This window comes from Halalkalibacter lacteus (assembly GCF_036663595.1).
Lineage (GTDB): Bacteria > Bacillota > Bacilli > Bacillales > Bacillaceae_D > Halalkalibacter > Halalkalibacter lacteus.
Genome location: NZ_JAWRVL010000008.1, coordinates 123,518 through 139,454, shown reverse-complemented (window position 1 = coordinate 139,454; position 15,937 = coordinate 123,518). Strand labels below are relative to the sequence as shown.

16 protein-coding genes are annotated in these 15,937 nt (G+C 37.4%); 6 read left to right on the top strand and 10 right to left on the bottom strand.

Going from position 1 to position 15,937, the window contains the following annotated elements; translation table 11 throughout:
- Nucleotides 1-12: 12 nt before the first annotated feature.
- Nucleotides 13-1,848 carry a translational GTPase TypA gene (typA, locus tag SAZ04_RS08220; protein WP_332693839.1) on the bottom strand — a complete coding sequence of 612 codons (1,836 nt, stop codon included), beginning with the start codon at nt 1,846-1,848 and terminating at the stop codon, nt 13-15.
- Nucleotides 1,849-2,135: 287 nt separating this feature from the next.
- Between typA and SAZ04_RS08215 the strand changes: the two genes are divergently transcribed.
- Nucleotides 2,136-2,321 carry a DUF5325 family protein gene (locus SAZ04_RS08215; protein WP_332693836.1) on the top strand — a complete coding sequence of 62 codons (186 nt, stop codon included), beginning with the start codon at nt 2,136-2,138 and terminating at the stop codon, nt 2,319-2,321.
- Nucleotides 2,322-2,526: 205 nt separating this feature from the next.
- Here SAZ04_RS08215 and SAZ04_RS08210 read toward each other — a convergent pair whose 3' ends face one another.
- The 3 genes from SAZ04_RS08210 to SAZ04_RS08200 all read right to left on the bottom strand — a co-directional run bounded on the left by SAZ04_RS08210 (nt 2,527) and on the right by SAZ04_RS08200 (nt 4,686).
- Nucleotides 2,527-3,417: an NAD(P)-dependent oxidoreductase gene (locus SAZ04_RS08210; protein WP_332693833.1), complete on the bottom strand. Its 891-nt coding sequence runs from the start codon at nt 3,415-3,417 to the stop codon at nt 2,527-2,529.
- A gap of 5 nt (nt 3,418-3,422) precedes the next feature.
- Complete coding sequence (locus tag SAZ04_RS08205) at nt 3,423-4,223, bottom strand: inositol monophosphatase family protein (protein WP_332693830.1); 801 nt, start codon at nt 4,221-4,223, stop codon at nt 3,423-3,425.
- Nucleotides 4,224-4,497: 274 nt separating this feature from the next.
- Nucleotides 4,498-4,686 carry a hypothetical protein gene (locus SAZ04_RS08200; RefSeq protein WP_332693827.1) on the bottom strand — a complete coding sequence of 63 codons (189 nt, stop codon included), beginning with the start codon at nt 4,684-4,686 and terminating at the stop codon, nt 4,498-4,500.
- Nucleotides 4,687-4,939: 253 nt separating this feature from the next.
- Between SAZ04_RS08200 and SAZ04_RS08195 the strand changes: the two genes are divergently transcribed.
- Nucleotides 4,940-5,569: a YktB family protein gene (locus SAZ04_RS08195; RefSeq protein WP_332693825.1), complete on the top strand. Its 630-nt coding sequence runs from the start codon at nt 4,940-4,942 to the stop codon at nt 5,567-5,569.
- Between the two features lie 119 nt (nt 5,570-5,688).
- On the opposite strand, the gene SAZ04_RS08190 is transcribed toward SAZ04_RS08195, so the two are convergent.
- On the bottom strand, nt 5,689-5,964 hold the full coding sequence (locus tag SAZ04_RS08190) for a UPF0223 family protein (RefSeq protein WP_332693823.1): 276 nt from the start codon (nt 5,962-5,964) through the stop codon (nt 5,689-5,691).
- A 169-nt stretch (nt 5,965-6,133) separates the two neighbouring features.
- Between SAZ04_RS08190 and SAZ04_RS08185 the strand changes: the two genes are divergently transcribed.
- A complete protein-coding gene (locus SAZ04_RS08185) occupies nt 6,134-7,609 on the top strand; it encodes an aminotransferase class I/II-fold pyridoxal phosphate-dependent enzyme (RefSeq protein WP_332693820.1) in 1,476 nt (491 codons plus the stop codon).
- A 90-nt stretch (nt 7,610-7,699) separates the two neighbouring features.
- Here the strand turns inward: SAZ04_RS08185 and SAZ04_RS08180 are convergent, their stop codons facing one another.
- The 4 genes from SAZ04_RS08180 to SAZ04_RS08165 form a co-directional block, all read right to left on the bottom strand.
- A complete protein-coding gene (locus SAZ04_RS08180) occupies nt 7,700-7,825 on the bottom strand; it encodes a GapA-binding peptide SR1P (protein WP_332693817.1) in 126 nt (41 codons plus the stop codon).
- A 214-nt stretch (nt 7,826-8,039) separates the two neighbouring features.
- Complete coding sequence (locus tag SAZ04_RS08175; protein ID WP_332693814.1) at nt 8,040-8,489, bottom strand: hypothetical protein; 450 nt, start codon at nt 8,487-8,489, stop codon at nt 8,040-8,042.
- Between the two features lie 116 nt (nt 8,490-8,605).
- On the bottom strand, nt 8,606-9,694 hold the full coding sequence (locus SAZ04_RS08170; protein WP_332693811.1) for a M23 family metallopeptidase: 1,089 nt from the start codon (nt 9,692-9,694) through the stop codon (nt 8,606-8,608).
- A gap of 217 nt (nt 9,695-9,911) precedes the next feature.
- Entirely contained in the window at nt 9,912-10,772 is an 861-nt protein-coding gene (locus SAZ04_RS08165; protein WP_332693808.1) for a polysaccharide deacetylase family protein, read from the bottom strand.
- Nucleotides 10,773-10,909: 137 nt separating this feature from the next.
- Between SAZ04_RS08165 and SAZ04_RS08160 the strand changes: the two genes are divergently transcribed.
- From SAZ04_RS08160 to SAZ04_RS08150, 3 genes are all read left to right on the top strand, one after another.
- Nucleotides 10,910-11,950 (top strand): FUSC family protein, encoded by a 1,041-nt coding sequence (locus SAZ04_RS08160; protein ID WP_332693805.1) that lies wholly within the window; start codon nt 10,910-10,912, stop codon nt 11,948-11,950.
- 260 nt (nt 11,951-12,210) lie between these two features.
- Nucleotides 12,211-13,827, top strand: coding sequence for a glycine betaine uptake BCCT transporter (locus tag SAZ04_RS08155; RefSeq protein ID WP_332693802.1), 1,617 nt, complete (start codon nt 12,211-12,213; stop codon nt 13,825-13,827).
- Between the two features lie 213 nt (nt 13,828-14,040).
- Nucleotides 14,041-14,484: a thioredoxin domain-containing protein gene (locus SAZ04_RS08150; RefSeq protein WP_332693799.1), complete on the top strand. Its 444-nt coding sequence runs from the start codon at nt 14,041-14,043 to the stop codon at nt 14,482-14,484.
- Nucleotides 14,485-14,526: 42 nt separating this feature from the next.
- On the opposite strand, the gene lpdA is transcribed toward SAZ04_RS08150, so the two are convergent.
- Complete coding sequence (lpdA, locus tag SAZ04_RS08145; RefSeq protein ID WP_332693796.1) at nt 14,527-15,936, bottom strand: dihydrolipoyl dehydrogenase; 1,410 nt, start codon at nt 15,934-15,936, stop codon at nt 14,527-14,529.
- Nucleotide 15,937: the final 1 nt, after the last annotated feature.

The window sequence follows — 15,937 nt, the reverse complement described above, 5'->3', positions numbered from 1 at the left end:
TAACTTTATTCCTTACTTTGCCGCAAGCTTTCTACGTTTTTCTTCACGCTCACGCTCTGATTTGTTTAAAATTTTCTTGCGAAGACGGATTGATTCAGGTGTTAATTCACAATACTCATCTTCATTCAGGTATTCAAGTGCTTCTTCTAGACTCATAATACGAGGCTTTTTCATCGTAACAGTATTATCTTTGTTTGCTGAACGCACATTCGTCTGTTGCTTCATCTTCGTAATGTTTACAGCAAGATCATTGTCACGAGTATGCTCCCCAACAATTTGGCCTTCGTAAATTTCAGTACTTGGTTCAACAAAGATCGTTCCACGGTCTTCCACTTGCATAATTCCATATTGACTAGTCTTGCCAGTTTCCATCGATACAAGAACACCTTGACGTCGACCACCTACTTGTCCAGGAGTCATTGGTGCATAGCTATCGAACGAGTGATTAATAATTCCATAACCACGAGTTTGTGATAGAAATTCAGTTGTGTAACCAATTAATCCACGTGCTGGTACTAAAAACTCAAGCCGAACTTGTCCACTGCCATTGTTCGTCATATTAAGCATTTCACCTTTGCGTTCTCCGACAGATTCCATAACAGAACCAGTATATTCCTCAGGAACATCAATTTGAACGCGCTCCATCGGCTCTGATTTCACTCCATCAATAACACGGATGATAACCTCTGGCTTAGATACTTGAAGTTCATAACCTTCACGGCGCATGTTTTCAATTAGAATAGATAAATGCAATTCCCCGCGTCCTGACACGACCCATACATCTGGGGATTCAGTATTTTCAACACGTAAACTTACATCTGTTTCAAGTTCAGACTTCAAACGTTCTTCTAGCTTTCTACTCGTAACAAATTTCCCTTCACGACCAGCAAAAGGACTATTATTCACAAGGAACGTCATTTGAAGAGTCGGCTCGTCTATACGTAAAATTGGCAGAGCTTCTTGATGATCTACCGGACAAACTGTTTCACCAACATTAATCTCTTCCATACCAGAAATAGCAATTAAATCTCCAGCTTTCGCTTCTTGAATTTCTGTACGTTTAAGACCTAAGAAACCAAACATTTTTGTTACACGATACTGCTTAACAGACCCATCAAGCTTCATTAAAGCTACTTGTTGGCCAACTGTGATCGTCCCTCTAAATACACGTCCAATCCCAATACGACCAACATAGTCATTGTAATCAAGCATTGTAACTTGGAATTGTAATGGCTCATCACTATTGTCAATCGGAGCTGGAATTGTTTCTATAATTGTTTCAAACAAAGAAGTCATATTCTCATCTTGCTTATCTGCATCCATGCTAGCAGTACCATTAATGGCAGAAGCATATACAACTGGGAATTCTAATTGATCTTCATTTGCACCTAAGTCAATAAATAAATCAATGACTTCATCAACTACTTCTGCCGGACGCGCAAAGTCACGGTCAATTTTATTTACTACAACGATAGGAATAAGGTTTTGCTCAAGAGCCTTTTTTAATACAAATCGAGTTTGTGGCATACACCCTTCATAGGCATCAACGACTAATAATACTCCGTCAACCATTTTCATAATACGTTCAACTTCTCCACCGAAGTCAGCATGTCCCGGTGTATCCATAATATTAATTCGTTTATCTTTATAATTAATTGCTGTATTTTTAGCAAGAATCGTGATTCCACGCTCTTTCTCAAGTGCATTAGAGTCCATTGCGCGTTCATCAACTTGTTCGTTTTCACGGAATGTACCTGATTGTTTTAATAATTGGTCAACTAGGGTCGTTTTTCCGTGGTCAACGTGGGCAATAATTGCAATGTTACGTATATCGTTACGAATAGTCATTTTTTTCTCTCCTTATTTGTTCATTAACTGTACAAGTATATCACAAATTCTTTTTAATGGAACAATTATCGACAATTTGATTATGAGGCCAACTTCTACAAGCTTGCCTTTTGGTGGGAAAATGTTATTTTATATCGACTATTATTGACTTATTTCTCCTTATTAAACAACGGATTTTCACTATTAGGAACATGTTTAACGTATTTGTCACATTGTTGGGGTTTTTCTTTTTTATAATTCGAGTTACACTTAGTTATAGAGAATGTTCGTTTTGAGGGGGGTCTCATATGAAAAAAGAGAATGTATTGTTTCTATTGCTTGCAGCCATTACAGTTATTTGCATTATGAGTATTGGTGTTGCCGTCGCTGAAAGAAGTATTCTTATAGCTATATTAGCCATCGCCGGTGTTTTTGTTGCAACAGGCCTTGGATTTACTTTGCGTAAAAAAGTAAGAGAGTCAAATGAACTGTAAACACTTTCGCCTGAATAACCTGTTCTAGAATGAAATTCGCTTTACTTTTATTATGCAACTCAAGTGATTTATGAGTGCTAGACCCTGTTATTAGTTAGAAACTTTTTAAATCATTTCTTTTTTGAGAATTAACGTAAAAAAAAAACTGCTGAGATGATGTTCTCAACAGTCTTAAGAGGGTGTCTTTCAAAAAGTCACCCTCTTTTTATTGTCTTCTCTTTAACATTATTCCTGTTTTTTCTTCTAGTGGACGTACGATCGCACAAACGTCTTGATTTCCGAACTCTTCTTTCGCTTCAGCTACTTTTCGTTCCCCTAGTTTAATCATATCTAGTGGCATATCAATTTGCTCAGCAAGTTCTAAAGCTAAGCGAATGTCTTTGTGTAGAAGATTAATGGAAAAGCGTGGATCGAATTGACGGTCAAGAATAGCATCGACTGACCAATCCATACTTTTTGAAAAACCTGCACTGCGCTTAATTAAGTCATAAGCAACCGCAGGGTCAACTCCAGCTTTTTCAGCCATTATGTAACACTCTGCCAACGCGGATTGATGCACCCCGATCAACATATTATTTAATAATTTTACAACTGTACCGCTACCTGTTGAACCAACATGAACAATATATTCACCAAACGCTTCCATCACTTGCTTCGCTTGTTCAAATGCTGCTTGTTCACCCCCACACATAATTGTAAGGGTCCCTGCATTTGCACCCATTGGACCACCACTAACAGGAGCGTCTAAAAATAATGCCCCTTTATCAGCTAATAACTTTGAAACATGCATGTTGGTTTCTCGATTAACGGTCGAATGGTCAATGACAATTTTCCCATCACTTGCACCTGCAATCAGACCATTCGGTCCTTCGTAAACATCGAGAATTGATTGGGGAACAGGTAAACACGTCATCACTATATCAACTGTTTCCATTAACTCCTTAGGCGAGTTTGCTTCAAGTGCACCGTAAGAGACTGCTTTATCCACTGGTCCCCTACTTCTACTGACTACGTAAGTTTCAAAGCCGGCATCTAGTAAATGGTTTGTCATTGGTAACCCCATCGTTCCTAGACCAATAAAACCTACTTTTTTCATATTTTTTATAACTCCTCTCCAACATAAGATGAAACCATCTCTTTATGAAGATCTGGCTTGCCCGCAATGACTGTACTTTTTTGTAAAAAATCTAAATGTTCTCCCTTAAACGTCGAAGCTCTGCAACCTACCTCTTCTAATAAAATAACCCCAGCTGCATAATCCCATGGTGATAGATTGACACTAATATAACCATCAAGTCTATCTGCTGCCACATAAGCTATTTCAATCGCCGCAGACCCATAAGACCTGATGCTCCTCACATCACGAACAAGAGCCTTCAGCGGATTGCGATATGGATTTTTTTCTTGAACTAACCACTTTGCATTCAACCCAATAATTGATTCATGAAGCGGTCGTTCTTTCACTGGTACTAGTTCCTCATCATTTATGTAAGCGCCCCGGTCACGTATTGCATGAAACAACTCATCATTCATAACATCATAAATAAGACCGACCATTCCAATCCCTTCATGATAAACCGCAACTGAAATTGCAAAATTATACCTTTGATGAACAAAATTCATCGTTCCATCGATTGGATCAATAATCCATACTGTTCCTTCTAATGACTCCAGTTCATCTGCAATCCCTTCCTCCCCTAAAAAAAAGTGCTCAGGGTACGTTTCTTGAATCTTATGATAAAAGAATGATTCTATTGCTCTGTCAACCTCTGTTACTAAATCATCCGGATTAGACTTGGATTCAATTTGAATTGGGTTTGCAAGTGATTGTTTAATCACACTAGCAGCTTCATATATCCAGGTTCTTGCCGTTTTTTCAAGCTCTAACCAGTCGACTGACATATACATGACCTCCTAAAAATCGAACTACCTTCCCTATCTATTATGGCATACATTTTGCAAATAGAAAAATATTAGAAAAACTTGGTTCTCGCCAGACAAAAAAAGAAACTCAACCGAAGAGCGCACTCAGGCGGTTCCTTCGTTTTACTTACTACCCAACCACCTCGCTCTACCCAATAATAACTAAAGTAGGTATGAGAAGGTGTTTCTTTTTTACACAAAAAAGGGAAGGTGACTCAGCGCTTATAAGTCACCCTCCATAAGAAAACTTGCATTATACTTCTAATAAAATCAGTTCTTTGCGAAGTTTTTCTAGTCGTTGTTTTGTTTGTCTAATCACACCTAAATCTTCATCGAGTAAAGCATCATGCAGAGTTGCGAGCTCATAGTCAATTTCGAGGCGCAACACCGGAATTCTCATTTCTCCATCTTCACGAATAAAAGCTTGCACAACTTGTTCCATATGGCTTCACTCTCCTTACGAATAATAGCTAAAATACTTACCAGTTAATATAAACTTAATTTTCTGTTATTTAAACTAATTTTATTATAGCACATGTAATATTAGAAGGAAATGAATAAAAAAAACAATAAATAAATTGAAGAGAACTTGACCTATCTTGTTTTTATTGAACATTTTCTATTGCAAATTATTCGAGTTAATTAGTGGATATATGATAAAATACAATTATAACTGATAAAGTGAGGTTACGAGTATGAGTTTGAATGGTTTTACAAAGTCAGATTTTGACGTATTTATTATTGAAGGACTAGAGGCAAGAATGAAGGGAATCCAGTCAAAGATTCAGCCGAAATTCAAAGAGTTAGGTGACCTTCTAACAAATGACTTATCTATGTTAGTTGGAAGTGAGATGTACCTCCATATTGCTAGACATGCCAGAAGAAAGGTAAATCCTCCAAATGATACTTGGTTGGCTATTTGCCACGATAAACGAGGATACAAAAAGCACCCACATTTCCAACTTGGTTTATTCGATGACCACTTATTTATCTGGCTCGCGTTCATATATGAAGCACCTAATAAAGCGAATATAGCTGAATCTCTTATAACGAACAGCAACCTAATTACGGAATTGCCGGGTGACTTCGTTATTTCATTAGATCATATGAAAAAAGAGGCTACGTCAATTGGTGAAATGAATGAAAGTGATGTTATTACTGCTCTAGAACGTCTACGTGATGTGAAAAAAGCTGAATTCTTAATTGGTCGTCACCTTCAACCTGACAGTTCTATTTTAAAAAATGGACAAACACTATTAGACTTCACGAAAGAGACGTATGAGCAATTGCTTCCTATCTATCAAAAGGCAATGGCACAATCCTAAGAAAGGCGCGCAACGTGTGGAGCCATTGTCCTTCCTTGACTCGGCTCTCACACTTCTTTGAATTCACTCAAAATTTTATAGTTTCTTTTCTTTTAAAGATAAAAATGGAAAGAGGATCGTTATCCTCTTTCCATTTTTATCGTTTTAGTCGTTGCTTCCCTTGCTTTTTTTACGACATGGTAACTTGATATCTCTAACTCTTCATCATATTGTTTAAAAAGCTGTTTTTCCTCACTCTTACTTGGCACAATCTCCTTCAATCGTTGATAGTGAGCCAGCAAAATCTCTCTGTCAATACCACCTTTATATGCTTTTTCTACGATTTCAAAAAAACGAATAACATCAATAACCTCTTGTTTAGACCAATCAAGTGAAATTGGTAACTTGGATTCCATTACTTCCTTCCTCCTCCCATTTTATTCATATACTATCATATGAACCATATGATCTTGTCTATTTTTTTATATTAGAGAAAGAATCTTTGCTTTCATCCTCATTTTTGATATACTCAAATTTGTTTTACAATCATTATGTTAGCAATAAGAAAAAAATGAGGTGAACCTGTTGTCACGACAACATCTTACTCCGTTGTTCACCGGTGTTCGTAACCACGCCGAAAAACAACCAATCCAATTTCACATCCCAGGTCATAAACAAGGAAAAGGGATGGATCCTGAATTTAAAGAGTTCATTGGCGAGAATGCTCTTTCTATCGACTTAATAAATATTGAACCTTTAGATGACCTCCATCATCCACATGGAATTATTAAAGAAGCTCAAGAGTTAGCAGCTGAAGCATTTGGAGCTGATTATACATTCTTCTCAGTTCAAGGGACAAGTGGGGCCATTATGACGATGATCATGTCTGTTTGTGGACCTGGAGACAAAATAATAGTTCCACGTAATGTGCACAAGTCAATTATGTCAGCCATTATTTTTTCAGGTGCTACCCCTATCTTTATTCATCCGGAAATCGATCCTGAGTTAGGTATATCACATGGAATTACAACAGAATCAGTTGAAAGAGCTCTAAGTTCTCATCCTGATGCCAAAGGACTTCTCGTAATAAATCCAACTTATTTTGGAGTTGCAGGCAACCTAAAAAAGATTGTCGAAATTGCCCATTCGTATAATGTACCCGTTCTTGTGGATGAAGCTCATGGTGTACACATTCATTTTCATGAACAGTTACCAATCTCCGCTATGCAGGCAGGTGCAGATATGGCAGCGACTAGTGTTCACAAACTAGGTGGTTCAATGACCCAAAGCTCAATCCTGAACGTGAAAGAAGGACTTGTTTCTCCAAAACGTGTACAATCTATTATAAGCATGCTCACAACGACTTCAACGTCATATTTGTTACTCTCATCTCTTGATGTTGCTAGAAAGCAACTAGCAACAAAAGGTGAGCGCCTCATTTCAGAAGTGATTGACCTTGCTGAATCAGCTAGATATCGAATTAACGAAATTGATGGTTTAGCTTGTATCGGCAAAGAAATCCTTGGAACGAAAGCAACATTTGATCTTGATCCCACTAAGCTTATTATCACCGTGAAAGAGCTAGGTATTAATGGTCACGAAGTCGAAATCTGGTTACGAGAGAATTATTCGATAGAAGTGGAAATGTCTGATTTATATAACATTCTTTGTATTGTTACAATTGGCGATACACAGGAAAAAATGGATATTCTGATTGAAGCATTAACTCGATTAGCAGCGGAACATGCTTCTTTTACAGAAAAAAGCCAAATTTCATCCGTCTATGTACCGGACATTCCAACACTCGCACTTTCACCACGTGATGCTTTTTATGCTGAAACCGAGGTTGTTCCATTTGCTGAGTCGGCTGGAAGGATTATTGCTGAATTCATAATGGTGTATCCACCAGGAATTCCGATTTTAATACCAGGTGAAATTGTGACTGAGGATAACCTCTCGTATATTCAAGAAAATGTAAAAAGCGGATTACCGGTTCAAGGTCCTGAAGACGAGACCTTTAGAACATTACTGGTCATTAAAGAACATAAAGCAATTCAATAAAAAAAACGGAGAACCGGGTTTATCTTAGGCTCATCATTTTAAAAAAGGATGAAGAACTTCTCATAAGAAGTCCTTCACCCTTTTTATTTATTATTTTTTCTGGTCCGTTGATTTGCAATGCTCACAACTATTTCCTTTTGCATAAAGCGTAGTGACTTTTTCACCTTCAAATATACCGATCGTCTTGTTACATGATTGACAAATGATAATACCCATTTGAATCATCCCCTTTATGCATTTTTGTAAGCGTTTTTAATTGCTCATACATATAATAATACATACTAAACATGACGTCAATCCCTATATTGTATGTCACATTATTTTTTTAAAACAAATAGAGGATGTCTAATAAGGTCCTCTTACCTTTTTAGACATCCTCTGAGCAATGGGGTTCATGCGCAAAGCCATTAACAATTTTTGAACCAGTCACTTAATATGTACGTGGATAGAACGTCTCATGCTGCACTTCTATGAAACGCCCTACCTCTTTAATAAAGATAAAATCTTCTTCGGTTGCTTGATAATTCTCTGTTGGTACATGTAAAACGATAATACCAAGTAGATGATGCTCTTTGTAAAAGGGCAAAAATAGTTTCTGTATTCCACCCTCTACTTGAAAAACAAATTCTCCTCTTATGGCGACTAAACTTAATATGCCATCTCCAAAAGGGAGAGACCGATCTAAATAACAAGGTCCATAACAGACTTTCATAACAAATGTTGTATCTGTCGACTCATAGATGGAAACAGAAAAACGACCTTTCATTAGATTGCCAATTGTTCTTGTAATCCCTACATAAAAACTAGATAAAGTTTGTACTTGTTCGCGTACTAGACCGATCTCAAGACGTAACTCATCAAGTAAATTCGACTTATCCATTGAGACAAACCTCCATCAGTGCAAACTGCTTATCTTTTTTTATAGCTTACCATAAAAGCCATTGTAAAAAGTTGTAGGGTTTCGACAGCTATTGTCGATGGCGCTCAGTTAGAACTTTAGTCCCAAATACGCTCTAACACTTCTTGAACTTCAGTTTGAGACAATGGTTTCCAAAATAGTTCCCCATAAATCAATAAGTCCTGATGCAAATGTAAACCTGCTTCATAATCTTCTGCTACTCCATCGCTTGTCCCCGAATTCCCGACATAACCAATTATCGTATCAGCTGTCACTCGATCTCCGACTTGCAAATCGTTTGGAATATCGTGAAGGTGAGCAAATCGGTTCATAACCCCTCCTTGATATTGCACCCAAACTTGTCTTCCTCTTAGACGATCAAAAATATATTCTGGCGTAGCACCAAGTTCAGCAGTTAATGCTAAGTCTTGGTTCCGTTTTTCAACAGATTCATATTCAGTAAAATCATGATCAGCTCTTACGACTACCCCATCTCCCATAGCATAAATCGGGGTTTCTGTTGAGATTCCACTCCCAGAAGCGAAATCATACCAGTCAATGCCTTCATGATAGCCATTTCGATACGCCCTTGGAGCTCCTGGTAAATGGCTTGAAACTGTACTAACTTGAGCACCTTTGATTGGCTTTTCTAAAAAAGACAAATACTCAACCATCTGGTCAACATCCCAATCGTCAAATTGAAATGCGTCAGGTGGACCTCCTACACGTTCAGTTGGACCAAACCATTGGAATGACAATTGTTCTTCTTCAAAAACTACGTTCGTCCCAAGAGCAACTTCTAAGAATTCAACAGGTAAATAAATTTCTTCTGTTCCTTCATTCCCTTCAACAATAAGATAAACATCTTCTGAAGGAATATATTCACCATTTCTCTCTAGCACCGGAACCCCGTCTATAAGATAATATTGATCATCATTAATCGTCACAGTTAATGAACGGTGAATTGGGTCAAATTCCCATTCCCCGCCAACAATCTCAACTAAATCATCTAATAGAAACCTAGCTTCATTTTCCGATATCGTAACGGCTAATTTTTCTTTGTTTTCACCCTCAATTTGGTGAGATTGATTATCGTTTACGACTTCTTCTTCGCTAGCTTGTCCTTGACACCCACTTAGAAACAATACAAAGAATAAAGCATACATAAATTTGTGTGTTCTTTTCATTTTTTTCAACCTTCCTACTACTTACTAAAATCGACATACCGTTTATTTTACCTTTCAGAGCAGTTGTTGACAAGAGTCGAAACATCTAATTTGAGCCGCTTTTCGAACAGATAAGTAAGAGAACATGCCAATGGTAATATAGAAAATTGGAAACGGTTCTAATCCTTATGCTACACTTAGACAAAGACAAAAGAAAAACTAATTAGCCAAGCTCTAGCTAATTAGTCGTCTCACGGTTATTCGTTTTAATGAAAGCTGGGTTGACAATTTTATACTCTTTTTCTCTAAGTCCTACAACAATTTCTTCTAATGCCTCAGATGTCCATTTTCGATCATGCATGAGAAGATTAGCCCCATTTGTAAGCAGTGATGTGTTAACCATAATGTCAGCTAACGAGTCAGCTTCTTGATATTCCTTTTCCCAATCATATCCGTATGTCCAATTCATTGAAGTCATGCTTTCTTCTTCTATAACTTCATTCGATATCTCCGTGTTGACACCGAATGGAGCACGGTAAAATCTCGGACGTTCTCCTAGGATCTCTTCAATTAAGTCATTTAGCTCAATGATTTGTTTACGTTGTTCCTCAGCAGAAAGCTGACTCATATTAGGATGTGTCATTGTGTGGTTCCCTATTTCAAAGCCCATCCCGTAAATAGCTCTCAACTTCTCTCTGTCTTCCTCTGTTTTTAAAAAATGACCATTAACAAAGAAAATCGCGCCTGCATTTAATTCTTTTAACGTTTCAGCCATTTTGACACTATACTTTTCAGGTGCATCATCGATCGTTAATAAGACTACTTTGTCATTTGTTTCATTAACTGGCTCTACTAGCCAATTTGTTTTGTTGATTACATACTGTTCTTTAGGTACCTCAAGATCTTCAGGATCTTCAGGATCTTCAAGTTCTTCAGGTTCTTTAGGATCCGTTCCACCGACCTCTTCCTTTGCTCCTTCAGGTTGTCTTTCGACAGTGTCTGCTTCCATACCATGATTAACCTCTTCACTGGGTACCACTTGACCTTGACAAGCACTAAGGATCAAACAGAAAAACAGGAAAATACAAATGCGTTTCATTAAAAATTCACCCTTTCTACATCATATTACAAATTGCTTCTGATTACGGAAACATTAGTATAACATACCTATATATCCCCCATACTAAGGTGTGTGTCATACAAAACATTTAAGATAAATAAGGAGTTTATGTAGATATGAAAAGCTGGATTGGAAGAAGAGTAATTAAAACAGGCTTGGCCGTTTTTATTACAGCCCTTCTATGTCACCTTATTAAGCTCCCTCCTACTTTTGCTGTTATTACTGCTATTGTGACAACTGAACCAACAGCAGCTGACTCCTTTAAAAAGGGGATGATACGATTACCTGCGGCTGCACTGGGAGCCACTTTTGCAATAGCTGTAGATTTTCTAATTGGCCAAAATGCGCTTACATATGCACTTGTAGCGATGCTTACAATTATCGTCTGTTCGAAACTTAAGTTTGATACAGGAACGTTAGTTGCTACCTTAACAGCTGTAGCAATGATTCCTGGAACAACGGATCATGCTCTCTTTGACTTTTCCATTAGAATATCCGGGACTTCTATCGGGATCATTGTTTCAACATTCGTGAACTTTCTAATACTACCGCCTAAATTTGGACCGATTTTAGTTAAAAAAATCGATGCACTATATGCAAAAACAGCAACTAACTTCTCTTCCATTATTGAGTCACATTTTTTAGATGATACGAAAGATCGAACGCATTACTATCGTCATTTACATGAAGAAATAACGACAGCTTATCAGTTAACGAAATTTCAGCATGATGAATGGCAGTATCGACGATCCAGTGAATTCGAACGACGTTCCTTTGGGTACTTACAGAAGAAATTAGATTATTTACATCTTACTCTTTTCCACATAGGGAAAATATGTCACTTACGATTAAACCAATCATTGTCACAAAATGACCAAGCTATCATTCGTAATACAATTGAATCTTTTTGTAAAATCTACAAGGACCATTATCATCAAATCACGACCTCTCATTTTACAAATATTGAAAAAATTAAGCAATTACAAAAACAACAAAAAAAACACGACTTATTCTTAGCCCAAATTTGCCATGAACTTTTATCTCTTCATGAAGTTACGACTGAATTAGCACAAATCACAACAGATGAACGCCGATTTTCAATGCAAGAGACTAGTTATCCTACTTATATATTCAAAAAGCAGGTCCTGTATGATTAGCAGGGCACGATCATACTATTTCTGTAATCGAATTAAGTAACTAACAAGCCTTACGTTTAATGATACTTAAATTCCATACGTTTATGAACCGTAATTTGCGTGCTTTGTTTGTATCCGACATATCCATTTTACTATACATGATGGGGGAGTTGTTTTTATAGTGGAACTTTTGTATACAAAAAAGATAGGAAAGCTTTTGCTATCGTTATTTTATTTATGTTAGGCTAGAACTTGGTTTTAATGAAGAAAGGTAGATGATTATGAAGAAAGTTACACCCGTTTTTACAATCTCTGTTGTGATCGCCGTTGCCTTTATTTTATGGGGGCTTATTGCTCCAACAAATTTAGAGACGGTCACAACAACCATTCAAAGTTTTATCACTAAAGAATTAGGATGGTTTTATCTTTTAGCTGCAACAGGCTTTTTATTTTTTTGTCTTTATCTTATTTTTAGTCCTTACGGAAAAGTTAAGCTAGGAAAACCGGATGACAAACCAGAATACAATTACTTAACTTGGTTTTCATTCTTATTTACAGCAGGGATGGGAATCGGTCTTGTCTTTTGGGGAGTAGCTGAACCGTTGTATCATTTCTTTGATCCACCATCTGCCGAACCAGGATCCAATCAAGCAGCCGGACAAGCGATGCGTTATGCATTTTTTCATTGGGGCTTGCATCCATGGGCTATTTATTCTATCGTCGCATTATCACTAGCCTATTTTAGATTTAGAAAAGAATCTCCCGCGGTAATGAGTGCCGTATTACAACCATTAATTGGCGAGAGGTCAAATGGCGGAATTGGAACCTCTATTAATGTGCTCGTTGTTTTTGCTACTATTTTTGGAGTGGCTACTTCTTTAGGCTTTGGTGCGGCACAAATCTCTGCAGGACTTGCCTATTTAATTCCTGGCTTACAGAATATGAACGCCATACTGCTTCAGCTTCTAGTTATTCTCGTCGTTACAGTTTTATTTATGATTTCTGCTCAAACTGGATTAAATAAAGGAATCCGCATTCTAAGTAAAACAAACGTTTATCTAGCCATTGCTCTCATGTTGTTTGTATTGTTATTTGGTCCAACAAGTTACATTATGGGGGTGTTTACACAAGGGATTGGAAGTTACCTTCAAAACCTTGCAGGAATGAGCTTCCGCCTTGATGTATACAATCCAGAAACGACTTGGGTTGAAGGCTGGACAATCTTCTATTGGGCTTGGTGGATCTCGTGGGCACCATTTGTTGGAACATTTATAGCACGTGTTTCAAAAGGACGTACCATTCGTGAATTTATCATTGGTGTTTTAGCTGTCCCATCTCTCTTCGGTGCATTTTGGTTTGCCGTTTTTGGCGGAACAGGAATTCAAATGCAACGTCTTGGTACAACAGATATAATGGATACGATGTCTACAGGCGGCATGGAAGTAGCTTTATTTGCTGTACTTGAACAATTCCCACTTGGAATAATCCTTTCTATTATTGCAGTATTTTTAATTTCATCTTTCTTTGTTACATCAGCTGACTCTGCTACGGTAGTGTTAGGCATGCAAACAACAAACGGAGATTTAAACCCACCTAACTCAGTGAAATTTGTATGGGGTTTGATCATCTCTGCGACTGCTGCTGTACTTTTATCTACTGATAAAGGCTTGGGTGCATTGCAAACCGCTGCTATTATTGCAGCCCTTCCTTTTACGGTTATAATGATTATGATGGTATTCTCTTTGATGAAGTCATTGAAATTAGAGAAACCGACTTTAGCTTCTGAAAAAGAGCGAATCCGTCAAGAACGTTATGAATTAAGAGAAGAACGAGAAAGACTTAAAGAAGAAAAGAATGCATTTAAGAAGGAAAAAATAAAATTTAAAAAAGGAAAATAAATATCCTTTAGCAAGATGTGTGATCGAGTCGATTACACATCTTTTCTTATTATCAATCATTTATATTGCTCTTGCAGAAAAACTTTAAAAGTCCTAAATATTTCTATTTGATTACAATTTTATATCAAATATCCTTAGTTAAACAATGCGTGCTAAAATAAGATACATTATAAAAGTAGTAACATATGTAATTAAACTAAGGAAGTGAATCGATTGGACAAGTATATCGAATTGATGATCCTAAGTTCTATTCTATTATTAAATTCATGTTTTTCAGCAGCGTCAGCGATAGAAAATCCATTACAACAACATACTGAAGAAACGATCACTGTTCTTTTTTCAGATTCCTCCACAATCCAAGATGAAAAAACGTATTATGATGCACTACTCGAACTGAAAGAGAATTACCCTAGTAAAATGCCAGATTTTTTAATTATTGATGCGAATGAACGAGATGCCATTCGTTATTTTAATATTGAACAGTTCCCAACTATGCTAGTTCTAACAGGTGACCAGGAAAATTTAAGGATGGAAGGAACATTGCCAAAAGACGAAATATTAGCACATTTAATAGAAATTTTTCATGTTGATAAAGAAGCTATACTTCCTCTCTTGCCATCTTATCTTACAGACTTATATGTACTAAGTGTGAATTAAACACAAAAAAGACACCTTAGTAAGATGTCTTTTTTTGTTTATTTATTTTACAATATGAATTGGTGTACCAAGTGCAACTTCCGCTGCTTCCATCGTAATTTCACCAAGTGAAGGATGCGCATGAATCGTTAATGCAATATCCTCAGCAGTCATACCTGTTTCAATCGCAAGGCCAAGTTCAGCAATCATATCAGATGCGTTCGGACCTGCAATTTGAGCACCGACAACTAAACCATCGTCTTTACGTGTGATAAGTTTCATAAAGCCATCAGTTTCATTTAGAGATAGCGCACGACCATTTGCAGCAAACGGGAATTTCGATGCAACAACATCAAATCCTGCTTCTTTCGCTTCTGCTTCTGTATAACCAACGCTTGCAAGCTCTGGATCAGAAAATACAACAGCAGGGATTGCAAGGTAATCAACTTCAGACTTCTCTCCAGCAATTGCCTCAGCTGCAATTTTGCCTTCATAAGAAGCTTTGTGCGCAAGTGGCGGACCTTCAACAACGTCTCCAATTGCAAATATGTTTGAGACACTTGTACGGCATTGTTTATCAATCTTAACAACACCACGGTCGTTAAGTTCAACACCGATTTGCTCAAGACCTAGCTCATCCGTATTTGGTTTACGGCCTACTGTTACTAGGCAGTAGTCAGCCTCAATTACTTCTTCTTTGCCTTTCACTTCAGCTGTTACCTTGACGCCTGTTTCAGACTGTTCAACGCCTTTAGCCATTGCTTCCATTTTGAAGTCTACACCGTTTTTCTTAAGGCGACGCTCTACAAGCTTGGCCATTTGCTTTTCGAAACCGCCCAAGATTTGTTTGCTGCCTTCAAGAACAACAACTTCTGTTCCCATGTTGGAATAAGCACCAGCGAGTTCAATCCCGATGTACCCTCCACCGATAACAACTAATTTCTTTGGCACTTCTTTAAGAGCAAGAGCACCCGTTGAGTTAATAACACGATCTGTATATTTAAACGCAGGAATCTCAATTGGGCGAGAACCTGTTGCAATAATACAATGTTTAAAATTATAAGTTTGCGCACTTTTCTCATCCATAATACGAACTGAATTTTCAGAAGCAAAGTATGCCTCACCACGAACAATTTCCACTTTGTTACCTTTAAGAAGTCCTTCAACGCCTCCCGTTAATTTCTTAACAACAGAAGCTTTCCATTCTTGAACCTTTTCGAAATTAACCGAAACTTTTTCTGCAATAATCCCCATATCTTCAGAATGCTTTGCATTATGATAACGGTGACCAGCAGCAATTAATGCTTTTGAAGGAATACAACCAACGTTTAAACAAACGCCACCCATTTCTCCTTTTTCAACAATTGTTACTTTTTGTCCTAGTTGTGCTGCGCGAATTGCCGCAACATAACCTCCAGGACCTGAACCAATGACCAGCGTATCTACTTCATTTGCAAAATCTCCGACAACCATG